The organism is Pseudoalteromonas sp. MQS005 (assembly GCF_001661605.1).
GTDB lineage: Bacteria > Pseudomonadota > Gammaproteobacteria > Enterobacterales > Alteromonadaceae > Pseudoalteromonas > Pseudoalteromonas tetraodonis.
The window spans coordinates 12,879-30,242 of record NZ_LYRQ01000051.1; the positions used below are offsets into that span (position 1 = coordinate 12,879).

Consider the following 17,364-nt stretch of genomic DNA (forward strand, 5'->3'; position numbering starts at 1 on the left):
TTTTTATAAATCCTTAATGTTCAAACTGGTTGCGTTTTTCGCCAGACATCATAATAGCTAAAGCACCCGCAGAAATCACCACCAACAATAACCCAGGAATTGCAGCACGGCCAAAATAACCGGCTTCGTAAACACGCCATAAGTAGGTAGATAGCGTTTCAAAGCCGGTGGGGCCTAATAAAAGTGTGGCTTCTAATTCACGCATTGACTCTAAAAAGACCAAGGCGCCACCTGCAATAATACCACGCATAGTTAGGGGTAAAGTAATACGCGTAAAGGCTTCGCGCGGGCTTGCGCCTAATACCCGCGCTGATTTTACCAAGCTTGGGTCAAGATGCTCGGTGCTGGTACGCACAGAACCTACCGCAAGTGGTAAAAAACGTAGCATATAAGCAATAATCAATAAGCCCAGCGTTTGATATAAAAAGGGAAGTTGTAAGCCGCCGTACACAAGCGCTGTGCCCATAACAATACCCGGAATACCAAAACCAAAGTAAGTAACACGTTCCATTACTTTACCAGCCTTACCACTTAAAGCCGCATGGGCAACCGGAATGGCAACAATAACCGTAACAATAGCGGCAATGGCTGAAGCGTAAGTTGAATGCCACGCAATACTAAAATCAAACGAGCTAAAACCATCACGCACTAACCACAAAGTAAATACTGCTAAAGGTAGGCCAATAGCGAGTAATAAAATAGGCGCAAAGGTGGCAAACATAGCGCCTAGTTGCCATTTTTTAGGGAATAAAATAAGCGAACGACCTTGACGCTCTGAGGCGGTTTTTATCTGTGATTCAATCATTAATAAAAAGCCAACAATCACCATCAGTTGCAGTGACAACATAGCCGCACGGCTTAAGGCAAAAGCATTGTATTCCACATAAATAACACGGGTAAACGTATCTAAGCGCATCATTGCGGGAGTACCAAAGTCAGATAAGGTATACAGCGCAACCAATAATGACCCTGCAGCAATGCCATTTATTACGCGGGGTAAAATAACTTTAAATACGCTTTGCGTCATCGACATACCCAGTGTGCGAGCAGCATTGACCATACTGGCATCTAAACTAAGTAAAGACGAACGGGTAGTCATCATAACAAACGGAAAAGTATACAAGGTCATGACAATGGCGGCTCCCGTTAACCCATACATAGAAGGGGTTTCAAAACCAAGTAAGTTGTTTATTTCACCGCCGGGACCAAATGCAGCATAAAGCGTAAAAGCGCCAATGTAACTGGGAATAGCAAGCGGGGCTGCAAACACCACCAGCCAAAACTTTTTAAACGGTAACTGCACATAGGCGCTAATGAATGCCAAGGGCACACCAATTAAAATTGAACCTAATACAGTTAATCCCATTAACGACAGGGTATTGCCTAAAATAGTTAAATTATGGCTATCAAAAAAAGAGCTTGCGTCAGAGGCAAGCGTAATTAAAACAAAAATAGGAGTCAGGGTCACTAGCGCTGCAAGCAGCGCCATTGGGTAAGATGTAGGTATTCGCATTATAAAACGCCGCTGCTGCGCATTAAATCTATAGTTGGGCGTAAATCAGCCAACTGGGTTAAATCAATTTTAGGTGGCGAAATACTGGTTAACTTTGGCAATCCATCGGGTTGAGTAATGCCATTAACCAGTGGGATTTCATAGGCTTCGCTTGCTAAATAACTTTGCACTTCAATGCTAAGTAAATAGCGCATAAAGTTGATTGCCAGTGGGTCTTCAGATAACGATAAAATACCTGAAGCGTTAACTAAACAGCCAGCATCATTCTGCGTAAAGGCTAAATCAAGTTTTGCATCTGGCTTACCTGATTTTAAGCGCAGCGTGTAGTAATGATTAGCAAAACCAATGTCTACTTCACCACGTTCAACGCCCATTACCACACCGAGTTCACCGGCATAGGTTTTAGAACGTTTTTTAACTTTTTTGAGCCACTTAGCTGTTTTATCATCACCTTCTAAAAGTCGCATAGCAGTAATAAACGATTGAAAAGAAGCATAAGCAGGCGCCCAACCAATACTTAAATCACTGTCGGCTATTTCCATAATGCTTGTTGGAATTTGCTCTTTGGTTAAACGCTCAGTATTAAAAGGCAAAGTACGTATACGACCAGTAACAGGTGCCCATTCATCGTATCTAAATTGTGGCTGTAATTGCGCTGATAAATCACTCGGCATGGGCTTGGCAAGGCCGGCATCGGTAACTAAACCAATTGCCCCAGAGTCGACTGCCCAAAATAAGTCGGCACGTTTAACCCCTGCATTTGCTTCGGCAACAATAGTGTTGGCAAGCGCTGCGGTAGGGCCGCGACGAATAGCAAGGTCAAGATCAGGGTTCTTTTTTTGAATGGCTTGTAATACGTTTTCGTATAAGCCACCTTCACCACGGCCTAAATAAAGCGTTAATGCACCTTTTAATTTAGGCAATGTATCAACAGACACGGGGTTTGCAATAGCAATATCAGCGGCAAAAGCGCGTGAAAGCGATAGCGGTAATGCACCCGCTACCCCTAACGCAGCTAAGCCTTGAATAAAGGTTCTGCGTTTCACTTAAAATACATCCTTACGTGCTTTTTCTGCTTTTTCAATCAGCGTTTGAGCGCGGCTTAGTTTGGTTTGCATATCAACAACCACATCACGAACTTCATCAACACTTTTATTATTAGAAATTGCTTGTGGAAGTGTTACGTTAAAGTCTTTTTCTAGAACTTCTACTAACTTCGCGTCTTGTTCAATTAGTGTACCTTCAACACCTTCAAATAAATGTAGGTAAGTGTCGTGCACTATGTTGGTGGCTTCATCGCTTAAACGTTCTGCGTATTTAGCGACCACTCGGTCTAATTTATGTTTAATTTCGTCGATAGTCGCGCTTTGCGTCATTTCTTTGGTTGCTGTAGCTTTTACGCTATCTAATAACCCTTTTTGTTGAAACTTAGCCGCCAATTTAACTGCGCCTAATCCTTGCCATAGGGCATTGTTCATTGCTTGTTGTTGTTTGCGTACTTCTAGCGCTGGTTTTTTATTATCGATAGCCATTTTTATGCCATACAAACCTTGCCAAATAGAGGCATAGACAGGCACGTAATTAGTTTCTATTGCGCTGTGGAATTTAACTGACTCCCAGTACTCAACCAAATCATCACTATTAACTGCTTTTGCGCCTTTTTTCTCGTAATCGCTTACCATGGTATCGACTTTAGAGATCATCCATTCAACGTCTTCATTGTAAGTTTTTAAATTAGCTTGAAGGTGATTAACATGCTCACCAATAGGGCCATTAGCAAATACAGGTTGTGCAAAAATCGCAGAGGCGAGTAAAAAACTTGCACTTAATGTCTTGGCAGGCTTAAGTAATATTTTCATAGCAAGTGAGTCCATAAATGTTATTGTAAATGATAGGCATTATCATATCCCTAAAGATCACTCAGATCAACACACTAAATGACAGGTCAGGGCTAAAAATACCAATGTTTTGGGGCGAATAGGCAGCAAACTAATTATTTGCATAAATTTTAACGTAACCCTTAATAATAGTTAACCTATCTATACGTAATGTTTACCTTTTATGGCGTTATAAATAGCATCACATAAAGCGCGAATACTGTTTTTGTCACTTATATACGGTGGCATTAGGTAAATTAGTTTACCAAAGGGGCGTATCCATACTCCTTGAGATACAAAATAAGCCTGAATTTTAGCGACATCAATGCTACCAGCCTCTTCTGTAAGCTCTACTACGCCAATAGCTCCTAAAGTACGTACATTCGCCACGGCGCTGAGCGCTTGGCATTTATGCAGCTGCTGTAATTGAGTATTTATTTCGCTGATACGGTGTTGCCAGTTTTGGCTTAGTAATAAATCAATACTGGTGCAGGCAACAGCGCAGGCCAGCGGATTTCCCATAAATGTAGGCCCGTGCATCAAAACCCCAGCTTCTCCTTCGCTGATTCCTGTGGCTATTTTGTCGCTAGTTATGGTTGCTGAAAGGGTCATTGCGCCACCAGTCAGCGCTTTACCTATACACAGTATATCGGGCTCTATATTGGCATGCTCTACAGCAAACAATTTGCCGGTGCGGCCAAATCCGGTGGCAATTTCATCGCAAATAAGCAGCACATCGTATTGAGTGCAGAGCTTACGCACACAGGCTAAATAATCAGGATGATAAAAGTTCATTCCTCCTGCGTTTTGTACTATGGGTTCAATAATAAAGGCGGCAACGTGCTGGTGGTGCTTTAAAAAATAGCTTTCGAGTTCATCGGCCTCGGCTTGATTAAACGCACTATTAAATTGGCTAATAGGGGCAGGCACAAAAATATGCTCAGGCAAAAAACCTGCGTACAAACTATGCATAGAATTAATAGGATCGCACACACTCATCGCTGCAAACGTGTCGCCATGGTAGCCTTTGAACGGGGTCATTAATTTTTGTTTTGTTGTAACCCCTTGGCTTAACCAATATTGCAGCGCCATTTTTATCGCTACTTCCACACTTACTGAGCCACTGTCGGCTAAAAACACCTTTGTTAATCCCTCTGGCGTTATCGCTACCAGCTTTTTACAGAGCTCTACTGCCGGCTGGTGGGTTATGCCACCAAACATTACATGGCTCATTTTATCTATCTGGGCGTGCATCGCTTCATTTAAAACCGGATGGTTATAGCCGTGAATAGCACTCCACCATGAGGCCATACCGTCAATGAGTTGTTCGCCCGTTTCTAAGTGAATAAGGTTGTGACTTGCATGTGTAACGGGGTAAACCGGAATAGGTTGAGTCATTGAGGTGTAGGGGTGCCAAATGTGCTGACGATCAAAATCAAGGTCTATCGTTTGTTTATTAATCATATGTAAACTTTAGCTAAGTGGGTTTCGTTGACAATGGTACGGCAATACGTATTCTAAGCCAATAACACTAAGAGCAAAAAATAAAAGAGAGTATTATGGAGCTTGCAACAGTTCGACACGATTGGACCCACAGTGAGGTGAAAGCCTTATTTGAAATGCCATTTAACGATTTATTATTTAAAGCCGCCTCTGTGCATCGCGCTAATTTTAATCCAAACGAAGTACAAATTTCTACGTTGTTATCTATTAAAACCGGTGCCTGCCCAGAAGACTGTAAATATTGCCCGCAATCAGGGCATTACAAAACTGATTTAGAACGCGAGCGCCTAATAGAAGTAGAAAAAGTCGTAGAGCAAGCGCGGTTAGCAAAACAAAAAGGCGCCACCCGTTTTTGTATGGGGGCTGCATGGTCAGATCCAAAAGACAGAGACATGCCATACATTTCGCAAATGGTAAAAGAAGTAAAAGCCCTTGGCCTTGAAACCTGTATGACTTTAGGCATGTTAAATAACGAAAAAGCCCATGCACTGCGTGATGCTGGCCTTGATTACTATAACCACAACCTCGACACTTCACCTGAATACTATGAGCAAATTATATCAACTCGGACATTCCAAGATCGTTTAGACACCATTGGTAATGTGCGAGACGCTGGTATGAAAGTCTGCTCCGGCGGTATTGTAGGTATGGGTGAGCAAGCAAGCGACCGCTATGGCTTATTAATGCAGTTGGCTAATTTACCCCAGCAGCCCGAAAGCGTGCCAATTAATATGCTAGTAAAGGTAAAAGGGACACCGCTTGAAAACGTTGATGACTTAGATCAGTTTGAGTTTATTCGTACCATAGCCACAGCACGTATTATGATGCCCAATAGTTACGTACGTTTATCAGCAGGACGCACTGCTATGAACGAGCAAATGCAGTCAATGTGCTTTTTTGCCGGTGCAAACTCTATATTTTATGGTGATAAACTTCTTACTACCGAAAACCCAGAAGCCGATGCCGACATGCAATTAATTAAAAAGCTCGGGATGAACCCAGAAACACGCCACGATTATTCAGATGAAGCCGTTGCTGCGTCTTTGTCATCGCAAGTGGCTGATAAAGCAACCGCAGAATTATTTTACGAAGCGTAAAGTGCTCAGTACTATGGTAATGGTTTAAAGTATCGCGTTGAAGGTTAAAGCATTTATGTCATTTGAATTTATAAACACTCATTTAGATGAACGCAAAGCACAACAGCTATTGCGTAAACGCTATGTAGTGCAAAGCGCAACGGCGCGCACTATTACGGTTAATGATAAAACCTACCTTAACTTTGCGAGTAACGATTACTTAGGGTTTGGCGATTCGCCGGTGGAGTTAACCAGTGCGCCATTACTCGGTAGCCACAGTTCAGCATTAGTGACGGGTTATCAACAGCCACAGCAAGCGCTTGAGCAAGCTTTATGCAGTGCTTTGGGTTATGAAGCAGGCATGTTGTTTAATTCGGGCTTTAGCGCAAATAGCAGTGTGATAAAAGCCTTGTTTCAAGATAAAGCGACAGCGCAACACAGTGCGATTTTTCAAGATAAACTCAATCACGCCAGTTTAATTGATGGCGCATTACACGCCAACGCCGCGTTAATACGCTTTAACCATAACGATATAAACCATTTACGCTCACGGCTAGAAAAATCAAAAGCGCGCAATAAGCTCATTGTGTCTGAAGGTGTGTTCTCCATGGATGGTGATACCGCGCCAATTAAAGCGCTATTTACCTTAGCAAAGCAGCATAACGCCTGGCTAATGATAGACGATGCCCATGGTTTTGGTGCTTTAGGAAAATCGGGGCTAGGCAGTTGTGAAGCCTTAATTGCAGCCGACACCTTGCCCGATATTTTAGTGATCACCTTTGGTAAAGCGGTTGCTAGTAGTGGGGCGTGCGTATTAGGTTCGCAGCATTTTATAGATTACATGCTGCAGTTTAATCGTGATTATACCTACTCAACCGCTATGTCGCCGTTTATTGCCTCTCATACTTTGGCGCGTATCAAAAGCATAAGAGACGCCAACGACAAGCGAGCTAAATTAAACGCTAATATTGCGCTGTTTAAACGCCTAGCTAAAGAGCAGCACATTGCGCTAATGGACTCTAACACCGCGATTCAACCAATTGTTTTAGGTTGCGCCGAGCAAACGTTAAAAGCCAGTGAGCAACTAAAGCAGCAGGGCATTTGGCTAACGGCTATTCGCCCGCCAACTGTTTTACACAATACCTCGCGTTTGCGTATTACCTTAAGTGCAGCCCACACCCATGACGATATAAAACAACTCGTTGGTGGTTTACAAAAGGTTATTTCATGATAAGCCCGCAGGCAATTAAAACTAAGCCACTTAATCCCACTACAGTGTATTTAGCGACTCAGGCTTTAAAAAAAACCACGGCGCATAACTTTTCAAAAGCAGCAAACAGTTACAGCCAGCATGCCAATGTGCAAAAACATGCGGCAAATGATTTATTTAAACTCATTAGTGCAAACCCTAATAAGCTCTGTGTTGACCTAGGCGCAGGGCCGCTTGTTAATACTCAGGCTTTAAGGGCATTATTTGGCCAAGTTGTTGCCATAGATTTAAGTTTTAACATGCTAAAAAGCAGTGATTTAAACACCCCAAAACTGTGCGCCGACATGGATAATTTACCGCTGCAAGCTAACAGTATTGACGTGCTATTTAGTAATTTTGCGCTGCAGTGGTCTGCTAATTTAGAAGCCTTAATGCACTCGCTTTACCAAGCATTAAAACCAGGCGGGCAAGCCTATATTAGTACGGTTGTTGCAGGGTCATTAAACGAGATCAAAACCGCCTTTACAGTGCTTGATTCACATAATCATATTAATCAGTTTGCAAGCCATAATAATATAAACCAATCGGTCGAAAAGGCCGGGTTTAAGATCAACGCATCAAAAAAAGTCATCTATACCGATCAACACAGCAGTGCATTAGCCGCTATAAAATCGATTAAAGCCATTGGTGCCACCACACAAAATCATGCAACAAGTCGCCCTGGTTTATTAACTAAATCAGCACTAAAAAAAGTCTGTGATGCCTATCCACTTGCAAACAATAAAGCCCATGTATCTTACCATGTGGTATTGTTATCATTAGAAAAAGCCCAGTAAAAATAATAAGGCCATGCCATGAACCAGTTTTTTATTACCGGTACCGATACCGACGCCGGTAAAACTCATGTAACCAGTTTGCTGTTAAAGTTACTCGCGCAACATAAAAAGCGCGCCATAGGTTTTAAGCCGATTGCCTCTGGGTGTGAAATGGCGTTTGAGCAGCTCGTAAACGCCGATGCGCTAATGCTAATGGAAAGTGCCACAGTCAGCGCTAAATACGACATTATTAATCCGTTTGCTTTTAAGCCCGCCATAGCTCCGCACATTGCAGCAGAGCAAGTAGGAGTAAACCTAAGTGTTGAAAAGCTACGTACCGCTTATAAAAATGTGAAGCAGCAAGGTGCCGATTACCTGTTAACAGAAGGCGCGGGCGGCTGGGCATTACCTATTAATAACAACGAGTATTTATACGACTGGGTAAAAGCAGAGCAACTACCCGTGATATTAGTGGTGGGGATGAAACTAGGCTGTATAAATCATGCTTTACTCACTGCTGCACACATGCAAAGCTTAGGGATTAATTGTGTAGGGTGGATTGCAAACCAAGTTGATGCCACTATGGATGAATACCAAGCAAACCTAGATTCACTGAAAACACGTTTACCATTTCCACTGCTTGCCATTAGCCCATACACAGAGCAAACCCCTAAATTACAAATTTATAAAACCCTGCTTGAAAAATTATCGATAAATCCATAAATAACCCTTGTGTTGTGACATAGTTTGTCACAGAATAGCGCTGACGTTATGACATAGTGTGTCATAACGCAGTGATTGCTCAAAGCCGATCAAACATAGTAAATCGCTCAGCAATAAATGTTATTTTTGGAGAACTCGTATGAAACGTGTATTTTTGTTTTTATTAACTAACCTCGCGGTTATGTTGGTATTAGGTGTGGTGCTTTCAATCATAATGAGTGCGCTGGGCTTAAGCCATCGTAGCCTTGGCGGAATTTTACTAATTGCGACTGTATTTGGTTTTGGTGGATCGTTTATTTCGTTATTTATGTCGAAATGGATCGCAAAAAAATCAACCGGTGCGCAAGTGATCACCCAACCTCGTACCGAAACCGAACAATGGCTGGTAAGCACTGTGGCTGCTCAAGCTAAAAAAGCCGGTATTAACATGCCAGAAGTGGCTATTTACGATAGCCCAGAAATGAACGCGTTTGCAACCGGCCCGAGTAAAAATAATTCGCTGGTGGCGGTAAGTACGGGTTTATTACATAACATGAGCCAAGATCAAGCCGAAGCCGTATTGGCGCACGAAGTATCGCATGTGGCTAATGGCGACATGGTAACGCTAACGCTTATTCAGGGTGTGGTTAATACCTTTGTTATTTTTGCCGCTAAAGTACTGGCTGGCATTGTTGACAACTTTATCAATAGCGATGAAGAAGAGGGCGGCAGCAGCTGGACTTACTTCTTATTCGATATGTTATTCCAAATATTATTTGGCGTACTGGCAAGCATAGTGGTTGCTCATTATAGCCGTAAGCGTGAATTTGCAGCCGATAGGGGCGCAGCTCAGTTGGTAGGCGCAGACAAAATGCGTTCAGCCCTTGAGCGATTAAAGCAAAACCACCCATCGCAATTAGAAGGCTCAATGATGGCCTTTGGTATTGCCAGTGGTAAAGGCATGGCTGAGTTGTTTTCATCTCACCCACCGCTTGATGCACGTATAGACGCACTACGTCGTTAAAAAAATTCAAGTTTTTCACAGTACTTGTAAACAAAAAGCCTGCATTTGCAGGCTTTTTTATGTTTAATGGTTTTTATTGCGATTGAATTATGTCAGTAATGCCCTCTGGCGAGAGTATTTCAATCCAGTAACCGTCTGGGTCTTTAATAAAGGCAAGGCCCTTCATTGAGCCACCGTCTGGCTGTTTTACAAACTCCACATCGTATTTAGCAAAGCGCTCACAGGCAGCGTATACATCGGGCACGCTAATACCAATATGGCCAAAGCCTTTTGGTTCTTCATTACCACTGTGATAACCGCTAAAGCTGTCGTCGTTTTCAGTACCCCAGTTATGGGTAAGTTCAATCAGCGCAGGGCGGCGAAACACCCACTGGGTTTTTTCTTTATTATCGCCTTTTGGCATATCTTGCTCATAGCCTAAAAAGTACAAAGTAAACTCCATACCAGGAAAGTCGTACTTTCCTAATAGTTTCATGCCCAATACGTTTTCATAAAATGCCAGCGACGGTTTTGGATCTTTAATACGCAACATAGTTTGCTGCATCACATAGCCCTCAGTGGCTTGTGCAATTTGCCTTGGAGATTCGTTATAGCTAGACATGAGATAATCCTTAATGAAATGACTGAAAAAACCTTAATGGATTTAAAAAGGCAGGGTATACGCTCATCATAATCAACAGCAGCAAAAATTAAAACCATCGAGCTAAATTACCAAGCATTGAGCTGAGTGTTTTATAAGCGAAAAATGGCATATTTATGGGTGCTGTATATTTATCCAGTGTATGGCATTTTGTCCAATATTACTGATCTCCCCCATTTTGGGGTATTTGTGCATTTATGAAGTATGAGCCGAAGTTAACTAGTTGTTTACAGGTGTTTATTTGAGGGCTAAGATAAATGCAATGTAATATATGGACATTTGTCGGTTTATAAAACGACAAATGTCTTAGACAAAATTGTTATGAGTTACCCGTAGATAATTGGAGTATCGATGTTCTTTAAGAATGAAGACAATGCAAAAGTCTTGGCAAGCTTTCTTCGTAAAGCTGAAGCAGCTCATATTGAAGACGAATCAAGAGCTATGCGCTTGTCGATTTCAAGAGAAATAATTGGATACATTTATAAGTCGCCAGAAGGCTGGGAAGAAAGATGCACATTTAATATTAAGCATATTGGTGACCAATTTCTTCAGTGGCTAAGAGATTTCGATCAATCAAAACCAACACATATTGATCATATTTACTGTATGTCCTATAGGTTTCTCTGCGAATTTGATTTTCTTGTGGGGCCGGGTAAAGAACTGAGCATGGAGCTAAGGTCACTTAAAAGTAAAATAGAGCATGACAGTGGAAAAATGGATGACGATGTTAGATCGCAAATAATTTATGCCTCTTATGTTATGCCAGCTAATATTGCAAAAGACTTTATTAATGACGCTAATATTGGTGTATTCAAAGATTTCGAGCAAAAGAAACTCGAAGCTGAAAAACTAAAAGAGCAATGGGATGGAGAAATAACATCAAAAGAATCAGCAGCCAACGCATTAAAAGACAAGTTAGAAGAGTATAAAATCGGATTTAACTTCGTAGGACTATACCAAGGCTTTTCTGCACTGGCTGAAAAGAAGGCTAAAGAGGCTTTTTGGTTATTCTTGTCACTAATTGGAATGGGCTTGCTTATCTTAGCGCCACTGGTTACTGAAATAGTTTTGTCTGTGGTGGGTATTTACAGTGGGAAGCCTTTAGGCATGGAGCACTTGCTTATTCTTATTCCTGTAATTTCCATAGAAATAATTCTTATCTATTTCTTTAGGGTCATACTTTTAAACCATCGGTCGGTCAAAGCCCAGATAATGCAAATTGAACTACGGCAAACGCTTTGCCAATTTATTCAGAGCTACACTGGTTACTCTTCTGAGATGAAAAAGCAAGATTCAAGCGCCTTAGAAAAGTTCGAAAGTCTAATTTTTAGTGGAGTTCTTTCCGATCCAGAAAAATTGCCGAGCACTTTTGATGGTGTTGAGCAGATAGGTAACTTAATCAAGAGTATAAAAAACTCATAACAAAGCATTGCAGCGGACAAGCCGCTGAATGCGGCGTTATGAGTGTAAGGAACACATGTGAATATTTCAGAAGAAGTGGATAAAATTGCAATGCGTAATCTAGAGCACAATAAGTCAAATCTTATCGGCTTAAAGGTTAAGTTGGAAAATTACTTAAAAAATAAAAATACAGGACAATACCTTTCTCACCTGTACAGTAGTGATATAAACGAAGACTGGTTTGAAGCGCAATGTAAGTCAGCTTGCAATCAAATTGAGAAAGTTACTAACGGAGAGTCTAAGTTCAACGAATATTATCAAAATATTCTAACTGAAAACGATCTGGTGCTACTTACCAAAGAATTAATTTCTGACATTTCATTACTTGATCAAATTTCAGGTGGCCGTTTGGCCTTAGACAATCAAGTTAGCCGTGATAACTATCTATCAAGTCATCAATTCTTTCTACATGCGAAGTTTTCATACTTTACCCACAAACACATAGCTGAAACGACTTGTAGAAACTTTAACTTTTCTACAATGCCAACTTTAATACGTCAATCTATCGAAATTAAGTTAAAAAATATGATTGGCTTGGAAAAGGTCGAGAAAGTTGGTGGAGGGTTTAAGTTTGTCCCAATAAATTCTCTACTAGCTTTTTTTGCTAACAATCCTAACTTTATAGAGTTTCCTGTATGTATAGACTTATTGAAAGCAATAAATACATGGACTAATACATTTGTTCACTCTGGTGTCGTTCCTTTTTGCTGGCAAAGTCTAGAAGCAGTTGATTTAATAGAAGGATTATTCTCTATAAAGAGTGATGTGTCTGGTTCGTTGAGTTTGCATGGATTTACATACCTAAAAAGCAACGTAACTATTGAGGATATTCAAGTGGCTTTAAATGAACATTTTAATGCTGAATTCACCTTGAATCAAAGGAGTGTAGAGGGCTGTGTAGTACACTCATAACAAGGCCTTAATAACAAATGGGGTCAAATCTTGACTTCAGACATCAATAGATACGGCAACCTATAAGCTGCTTTTAAAATGCTGGTAGCTTATAAGCTAATTAACCTCTAAGTTAAATTTAAAATAAAAGGAAGTTTTTATGAAAGGTATTAAACGTATTTGGTTTTGGTTTACGCTAGTTGTGTGCCCATTATTAATTATTTTAGGTGTGGCTACCTTTGCACAGTTATTAGGGCAGTACATGTATTCTCAGCAATTTAGTTTCTCGTCACTATCAAGTTTTCAAATTGCATTTATGGGGGGCGGAATTTGTGCGTTTTCTGTATTTTTAAACACATTAAAAGAGGCAAAAATACGCTTTTTTGCAAAATGAGTTAGTTAATAGGGACAAAGAGAGATTGTTGGTGGGCTCTCCAAGATGTGCTTGGTTTTAAGTCTTTTTTAAAACGGATGTAAAACTAACAGTTATTAAATGGACGATTCAAGGATGAACAAAGGATTATTAAAATCGTGGAATGACGATAAAGGCTTTGGCTTTATTAAATCAAGCACACTGCAACACGATACCTTTTTACACATATCGTCGCTCAAACATATGAGCCGTAAACCTAAAGTGGGCGACATTATTTACTTTGAGGTAGCGACTGAGCCTAACGGTAAAACTAAAGCTGTAAATTGCCGTATTGAGGGCGTACTCGCACAACCACACATAAAAACTTCATCAAGGCCGGTTAGAATAAGCAAAACCTCAGGTAAGAACTCACCTTTAATGAAACTTATAACACTTGGTATTATTTTTAGTATTGGTTTTAGTGTGTATAAAACCGGTTTTTTAAATACCAAGCAAACACCTGTAGTGACTAATGCTAACTTAGAGTCATTTATGCCCGCTAGTTCAAGCTCACTTAATAAAACACAGCAAGCATTTCGTTGCGATGGCCGCCAACATTGTAGCCAAATGACCTCGTATGAAGAGGCATTATTTTTTATTCAACATTGCCCAAATACCAAAATGGACGGGGATAAAGATGGCGAGCCTTGTGAACGGCAGTTTGGAAATAGGTAGTTTTTATATTGGGGTTATTAATAAACTAAAAATTAGTTGATACCTGTTAAGTGGAATACGATTTTTAGTAATACAGTTATAAATAGCTGGTGGATTAAAGCCATTTATCATGGAGGTTGTTATGTTTAAAGTAATAATTGGATGTGCTGTTATATTTTCGTTTGTTTGTATGTTACTCGCCGCCGCACCTTTTACGCCTGCAATATCAGGATCATTTATTATGCTGTTATTTGCTGGGGCTATTGGTTACAAGGGCTACCTGCAATCAAGTTTGATATTGCTGTTAATTAATACGCTGGCGGTTATTGGTAGCCCAGCTACAGATATAGACAACACTGATGCATTACTGTTTTTACCGATATTATTTTCAATCTCATTTGGTGGTGTTTTATTAGGCGTAAGAAAGTTAACTTTAAAACACGTTTTGTAGACGAGAGTTTTGCCCACGTTTGAGGTAAAGCTTTTTGTTATTAAGCGATAAGGTGTAGCAGCGCTTTGCTCCCTTTGTGAAGATAGCCTTTCACATTGTTTGTTTCCTCTAAAAGCAAAGCGTCTGTTATTTCTCCTTGTGAATAAAGCCCTTAAATAGCTATTACAAACTTAAAGTTAAAGCGCTTCAAAAATGGCTGCAATACCTTGCCCGCCGCCAATACACATTGTGACTAACCCAAACTTGCCATTAATTCGTTTGAGTTCGTACAAGCATTTAGTTGATAAAATTGCACCTGTTGCGCCTACAGGGTGCCCTAACGCAATGGCGCCGCCATTCGGGTTTACTTTATGGGCAGGGAAATTTAACTCGTTTGCAACGCACAGAGCTTGTACTGCAAAGGCCTCGTTAGACTCAATCACATCTATATCGTCGATGGTTAAGCCTGTTTTTTCAAATACCTGTTGTACTGCAGGAATAGGGCCGATACCCATTAAAGTAGGATCAACGCCTGCTCTGGCATAACCCACTAAACGAGCGAGCGGTTTTAAGCCTTGTTCATTGGCTTTTTGCTCTGACATAAGAACCAACATGGCTGCACCATCGTTTATACCGGATGAGCTTGCTGCGGTAACGGTGCCATCTTTTTTAAAGTAGGGCTTTAAAGTGGCAAGTTTTTCGGCTGTGGTATCGGCGCGAACATGTTCGTCGGTGTCAAAAATGTGCGTCCCTTTTCGCGACTTGATTTCTACAGGTACTATTTGCTGTTTAAAATGACCTGCAGCAATCGCTTTTGCGGCTTTATGATGGCTTTTTGCTGCGTACTCGTCTTGCTGCTGACGGCTAATTGAATATTTTTCTGCGATGTTTTCAGCAGTTATTCCCATCGGGTTATTATCCCATGGGTCTTGTAAGGTCGTGGTGAGCTCATCGACCATAGTGCTATTGCCCATTTTTTGCCCCCAGCGGTTACTTTCAAGGGTATAGGTTGAGCTACTCATGCTTTCAGCTCCGCCAGCAAGGGCTGCATCTACATCACCTAATTGAATTTGTTGTGCCGCTTGTATAATGGCTTCAAGCCCTGAACCACATAAGCGATTAAGCGTTACAGCGTGGCTGCTTATAGGCAACCCAGCATCGAGACCAATGACTCTTGAAAGGTATGCGTCTTTAGGGCCGTTATGAATAACTTTGCCTACCACACATGAACCTACTTGGTTAGGAGATAGTTTAGACCGATTTAGGGCTTCTTTAGCGCACAAAGTGCCAAGCTCAGCTGGGCTAAAATCTTTGAGACTGCCACCAAAGCTACCAATTGCTGTGCGTACAGCACTTAAAATTACTACGCTGTTGTTTGTATTTTGTGCCATTTTTGTTCTCTTATTATTTTTTATAATCACTTTGTGCTGGTGTATGTTTAATAGACTAATGCGATTAATAGTTTTATTAATGCATCAAAGCATAATTTCTTAATAAACTAAAGGCGAGGTTGGTTCAGCTGTATATGTATTTTAATAAAGGGAATAGTAAAGTAGGTGAGTAGTAATAATATTTTTGTTTAAATTTATGAAATAGGGCTCTCATTATGAGAGCCCACAGGTGTTTATAAATCAATCATTTCAATATTAACAACGACATTTTTAAAACCCGCATCTTCAAACTCTTTTTTTAACTTTTCTGCACTTGAGTACTCACTAGATGAAACACTTCGCTTACTTCTTTGGTTAGTGACAATTGGGGTTTCGTCACCAAAGTAAACACTGCCCGCAAATTGGCTTTGTGCATAAAAGTGGCCTGTTAGGGTTGTTTTTTTAGGTCTTAAAACATGGCTTAAATAGTATTGCATTGTTGATAAGCTTGTTTGTTGTATCATCCAAGGCCAATCCCATTTTTTATTCTCACCTGGTATATAGCGGTGTTCCCATTGATACTCAATGCTTTTATCTTGACCTGCCCAACGGCCAATTACAAAATTAGCAGTGTCGTTAGGTCTGTTTTCTGGGTGGGTTAATAAAGCATTGCCTCCCCATCGCATAAAGCCATTTATAGATAGATCATAGGTAATATCAGCATCGAATGCATAAGGATACGATATTGATGATTTAAACAAATCGACCTTTGCATTAAGCTGTGTGTATGCTGGTACATTGGTTCTTGCCTGTACAACTACTCGCTCAGCTTCTGAGCCGCCATTACTTGTTCCCCATGCTTGCTCCGCTGCGATTGTGACAGATAACGAAGTGTCTGATCCGCCAGTAACAGAGGGAGACTTCCATGTATTAGATAATGTAACAGACTCAGAAATACTGTAATCATTGGTTTTAGACCAGTTGGTTGCCGCATCGTATTCAATTGTAACCACTGACATTTGAGCTGCTGACGTGTCATTCACTGCAGGGACTGTTAACGTTTTTATTAGTTCTTTGTCGGCAGCAACAATATCACCTGTTATTTTATATGACTCGTTATCCATCACATATTGAAAGTTAGATACGGTAATAGCTGACTTTTCATCACATCGATAACCATCACAACTGCCACCATTGTAACCTTGTATTTTCCACCCTGAGCCCGTTTTGGTTACCTCCATGTCATCACCCACATAGCTAGAGCGATTTCCACCAACCCACGCAAATCCCATTGTATGGGCAAGGTATGAAAGGGGTTTTATAAACCCCTCTTTTTGATTCACTAAGTCCCATTCAATTTGGCTTTGACTGCCTGGCGATACTTTTACGGGACTTAATGTAGGGATCTCATTAATAGGATCGTTAGGGTAGCACCAAGAATTTACAGCAGTCCCTTGTTTTATTTCACCTGCGTAGCCAGAACCCATAATAACCCAGCCATTAGCTAATCCCGTTATTTGCCACTTACCCATTTTGTTAGTAAGTTCATTTCTGTAGGTTTGCGCTTCAGCCTTTGTAATTAGTCTATTATCAGCTGAGCAAACTCCAGCACCTAAGCTTTCATTTTTAAGTTGATCTGGATAAATTGCAGTTGTATTAGCACTTACAAAACTTGTATGCGACAACAGCAATAGGGGTAATATTTTTTTCATTAAGTTACATCCTTTAAAATTATATTTAAATGAGGTCCTAATTAAATAATCTAATTTTGGACCGATTTTGATTC

At 40.7% G+C, this 17,364-nt stretch carries 17 protein-coding genes; 10 read left to right on the forward strand and 7 right to left on the reverse strand.

Annotated elements, in window-relative coordinates:
- Positions 1-13 precede the first annotated feature (13 nt).
- From A9479_RS15740 to bioA, 4 genes are all read right to left on the reverse strand, one after another.
- Positions 14-1,513, reverse strand: coding sequence for an iron ABC transporter permease (locus A9479_RS15740; protein WP_013464979.1), 1,500 nt, complete (start codon positions 1,511-1,513; stop codon positions 14-16).
- Positions 1,513-2,559 (reverse strand): extracellular solute-binding protein, encoded by a 1,047-nt coding sequence (locus A9479_RS15745; RefSeq protein ID WP_033103420.1) that lies wholly within the window; start codon positions 2,557-2,559, stop codon positions 1,513-1,515. The genes A9479_RS15740 and A9479_RS15745 overlap by 1 nt, the downstream gene beginning before the upstream one ends.
- Positions 2,560-3,372 (reverse strand): hypothetical protein, encoded by an 813-nt coding sequence (locus A9479_RS15750; RefSeq protein ID WP_013464977.1) that lies wholly within the window; start codon positions 3,370-3,372, stop codon positions 2,560-2,562.
- Positions 3,373-3,552: 180 nt separating this feature from the next.
- Positions 3,553-4,854: an adenosylmethionine--8-amino-7-oxononanoate transaminase gene (gene bioA / locus A9479_RS15755; protein ID WP_064663953.1), complete on the reverse strand. Its 1,302-nt coding sequence runs from the start codon at positions 4,852-4,854 to the stop codon at positions 3,553-3,555.
- Positions 4,855-4,949: 95 nt separating this feature from the next.
- On the opposite strand from bioA, the gene bioB reads away from it, so the two are divergent.
- The 5 genes from bioB (at position 4,950) to htpX (ending at position 9,720) form a co-directional block, all read left to right on the forward strand.
- The gene (gene bioB, locus A9479_RS15760; protein WP_064663954.1) at positions 4,950-5,990 is read left to right on the forward strand and encodes a biotin synthase BioB; all 1,041 of its coding nucleotides are present in this window, start codon (positions 4,950-4,952) and stop codon (positions 5,988-5,990) included.
- A gap of 55 nt (positions 5,991-6,045) precedes the next feature.
- The gene (locus A9479_RS15765; RefSeq protein ID WP_033103423.1) at positions 6,046-7,200 is read left to right on the forward strand and encodes an 8-amino-7-oxononanoate synthase; all 1,155 of its coding nucleotides are present in this window, start codon (positions 6,046-6,048) and stop codon (positions 7,198-7,200) included.
- A complete protein-coding gene (locus A9479_RS15770) occupies positions 7,197-8,015 on the forward strand; it encodes a methyltransferase domain-containing protein (protein WP_064663955.1) in 819 nt (272 codons plus the stop codon). Before A9479_RS15765 ends, A9479_RS15770 begins: the two co-directional genes overlap by 4 nt.
- An 18-nt stretch (positions 8,016-8,033) precedes the next feature.
- Positions 8,034-8,717 carry a dethiobiotin synthase gene (gene bioD / locus A9479_RS15775; RefSeq protein WP_064663956.1) on the forward strand — a complete coding sequence of 228 codons (684 nt, stop codon included), beginning with the start codon at positions 8,034-8,036 and terminating at the stop codon, positions 8,715-8,717.
- Positions 8,718-8,856: 139 nt separating this feature from the next.
- Positions 8,857-9,720, forward strand: a complete 864-nt coding sequence (gene htpX, locus A9479_RS15780) for a protease HtpX (RefSeq protein WP_064663957.1) — start codon at positions 8,857-8,859, stop codon at positions 9,718-9,720.
- 73 nt (positions 9,721-9,793) lie between these two features.
- On the opposite strand, the gene gloA is transcribed toward htpX, so the two are convergent.
- Entirely contained in the window at positions 9,794-10,321 is a 528-nt protein-coding gene (gene gloA, locus A9479_RS15785) for a lactoylglutathione lyase (protein ID WP_033103427.1), read from the reverse strand.
- 390 nt (positions 10,322-10,711) lie between these two features.
- Between gloA and A9479_RS15790 the strand changes: the two genes are divergently transcribed.
- The 5 genes from A9479_RS15790 (at position 10,712) to A9479_RS15810 (ending at position 14,229) form a co-directional block, all read left to right on the forward strand.
- Positions 10,712-11,782, forward strand: a complete 1,071-nt coding sequence (locus A9479_RS15790) for a hypothetical protein (protein WP_033103428.1) — start codon at positions 10,712-10,714, stop codon at positions 11,780-11,782.
- A gap of 57 nt (positions 11,783-11,839) precedes the next feature.
- The gene (locus A9479_RS15795) at positions 11,840-12,733 is read left to right on the forward strand and encodes a hypothetical protein (RefSeq protein ID WP_033103429.1); all 894 of its coding nucleotides are present in this window, start codon (positions 11,840-11,842) and stop codon (positions 12,731-12,733) included.
- 139 nt (positions 12,734-12,872) lie between these two features.
- The gene (locus A9479_RS15800; protein WP_033103430.1) at positions 12,873-13,106 is read left to right on the forward strand and encodes a hypothetical protein; all 234 of its coding nucleotides are present in this window, start codon (positions 12,873-12,875) and stop codon (positions 13,104-13,106) included.
- A gap of 114 nt (positions 13,107-13,220) precedes the next feature.
- Positions 13,221-13,799 carry a cold shock domain-containing protein gene (locus tag A9479_RS15805; protein WP_064663958.1) on the forward strand — a complete coding sequence of 193 codons (579 nt, stop codon included), beginning with the start codon at positions 13,221-13,223 and terminating at the stop codon, positions 13,797-13,799.
- Between the two features lie 121 nt (positions 13,800-13,920).
- A complete protein-coding gene (locus A9479_RS15810) occupies positions 13,921-14,229 on the forward strand; it encodes a DUF6419 family natural product biosynthesis protein (RefSeq protein ID WP_033103495.1) in 309 nt (102 codons plus the stop codon).
- 176 nt (positions 14,230-14,405) lie between these two features.
- On the opposite strand, the gene bktB is transcribed toward A9479_RS15810, so the two are convergent.
- Positions 14,406-15,599 carry a beta-ketothiolase BktB gene (bktB, locus tag A9479_RS15815; RefSeq protein WP_064663959.1) on the reverse strand — a complete coding sequence of 398 codons (1,194 nt, stop codon included), beginning with the start codon at positions 15,597-15,599 and terminating at the stop codon, positions 14,406-14,408.
- Positions 15,600-15,832: 233 nt separating this feature from the next.
- Positions 15,833-17,290 (reverse strand): aerolysin family beta-barrel pore-forming toxin, encoded by a 1,458-nt coding sequence (locus A9479_RS15820; RefSeq protein ID WP_064663960.1) that lies wholly within the window; start codon positions 17,288-17,290, stop codon positions 15,833-15,835.
- Positions 17,291-17,364: the final 74 nt, after the last annotated feature.